The sequence below is a fragment of the Nonomuraea sp. NPDC003754 genome (assembly GCF_053605785.1).
This window is the reverse complement of sequence record NZ_JBSGJX010000129.1, coordinates 1-1,408: the sequence shown is the minus strand read 5'-3', so window position 1 is coordinate 1,408 and position 1,408 is coordinate 1. Positions and strand designations below refer to the sequence as shown.

The window sequence follows — 1,408 nt, the reverse complement described above, 5'->3', positions numbered from 1 at the left end:
TACTACAGTCATGTTTTGTGATCTATAGTCGCGTTCGTGTCGGATGTGGTGACGTCTGAGGATCTCCAGTCGTGGGCGGCCGGGCTGGATGAACTGTTCGCGCGGGTCGCCAGCCGCTTCGGCCGGGTAGAGCCGCGTCGTCAGGCGCGGGCGTATCTGGTCGGGCTGCTGGCGCCGGTAGAGCGTAAGAACGGCTGGCAACTGGCCGAGGCCGCAGGCGATGCCCAGCCTCATCGGATGCAGCGACTGCTGAACAATGTGCGGTGGGATCCCCGGGATGTCCGTGTTGACCTGCGTGATTACGTGGTCGAGCAGCTTGGGGATCCGGCCGGGGTGCTGATCGTGGACGAGACCGGGTTCGTCAAGAAAGGCACCCGGTCGGCCGGGGTGCAGCGGCAGTATTCAGGGACGGCCGGCCGGGTGGAGAACTGCCAGCTCGGGGTGTTTCTCGCGTACGCGACACCGCGTGGGCGGGCGTTGCTGGATGCCGAGTTGTACCTGCCGAAGTCCTGGACCGGGGATCGGGAGCGATGCGCTCAGGCCAGTATCCCTGACAGCGTGCCGTTCGCCACCAAGCCGGCGCTGGCCACAGCCATGCTGGGCCGGGCGCTGGAAGGTGGGGTGCCCGCCTCGTGGGTGACTGCGGACGAGGCCTACGGCCAGGATCACAAGTTCCGTCTCTACCTGGAGAAACGCAAGGTCGGGTATGTGGTCGCCGTACCCAAGAACCAGTCGGTCGGCACCGGCATCGGCTACGGCAACACCGGCTCACGAGCTGACGCGGTGACCGCGGATGCGCCTGAGCAGGCGTGGAAACGTCTGTCGGCGGGTGATGGGGCCAAGGGGCCAAGGTTGTACGACTGGGCGATGGCGACCCTGCCGCCCCACGCCGACGATCACCTTGGCGGGTCCGGCGGCTTCCAGCGGTGGCTGCTGGTTCGCCGCAGCCTCACTCCCAACGACCACGGCGAGCTGGAACTGGCCTTCTACCTGTGCTTCGGACCCGCGGGCACCGCGCTGGACCAACTCGTTCGCGTCGCCGGCACCCGCTGGGCCATCGAGGAGTGCTTCCAGAGCGCCAAGAACGAAGTCGGCCTGGACCAGTATCAGGTCCGCCGCTACGACGGCTGGCACCGCCACATCACCTTGGCCATGCTCGCCCACGCCTACCTCGCTGTCACCGCCGCCAACGCCCCAAAAGCCCGAGCGGCCTGGTCCCCCTCAGCCCAGCCGAGATCCGCCGTCTCCTGGCACATCTGACCAGCGCCGTCACCGATCCAATCAGCCAGATTCTTCAACGCGCCCTGGCGTGGTCACACCACCGCCGCGCCCACCAAGCCGGCGCTCGCAGCAGCCACTACTGGAAACGCTGGCTCCGGCACAACAAGATCCAGCTATAGATCACAAA

The 1,408-nt window shown here is 66.6% G+C and carries 1 protein-coding gene; it reads left to right on the top strand.

Features of this window, described 5'->3' with window-relative positions:
- Positions 1-48 precede the first annotated feature (48 nt).
- Positions 49-1,260: an IS701 family transposase gene (locus tag ACWEVS_RS46305; RefSeq protein ID WP_452557634.1), complete on the top strand. Its 1,212-nt coding sequence runs from the start codon at positions 49-51 to the stop codon at positions 1,258-1,260.
- Positions 1,261-1,408: the final 148 nt, after the last annotated feature.